The sequence below is a fragment of the Roseomonas sp. 18066 genome (assembly GCF_902706185.1).
Lineage (GTDB): Bacteria > Pseudomonadota > Alphaproteobacteria > Acetobacterales > Acetobacteraceae > Pseudoroseomonas.
Genome location: NZ_CACSJM010000387.1, coordinates 1 through 415 on the forward strand (window position 1 = coordinate 1; position 415 = coordinate 415).

Below are 415 nucleotides of genomic sequence, written 5' to 3' on the forward strand. Positions count from 1 at the left end.
GCTGGAGATGTCGTCCTTGATGCGCAACGTGATGCTTTCCAGGTACTGCCGTCCGGCGAGGCGCGTGGCGACGGTGGTGTAGGGGACGAAGAAGCCTGGCGTGCTCGACGCGAAGCTGCTCTGCATCGGACGCAGGACACCGATGACCTGCACCGGCATTTCCCCGAGAAGGACCGTCTGCCCGATCGGCGAGGCGTAGCCGAAGAGCGCCCTTGCCGCGCGCTGGTCGATGACGGCCACCTGCGCCCGCGTTTCCTGTTCCGGGATGTCGAAGAACCGGCCTTCGGCCAGCGCCATGCCGCGTACGCGGAACAGTGCGGCACCCACGCCGTTGACTTGCGCCGATGCCGCCGCCGGGCCCCGCAGGGCCGCGACGGAGACGGAGATATTGGGCGAGGCACTGTCCACATAGAAG

At 67.5% G+C, this 415-nt stretch carries 1 protein-coding gene; it reads right to left on the reverse strand.

From position 1 onward, the window contains the following. On the reverse strand, positions 1–415 hold a 415-nt coding region (locus tag GVN67_RS29360), incomplete at both ends, for an ABC transporter permease (RefSeq protein WP_200845468.1).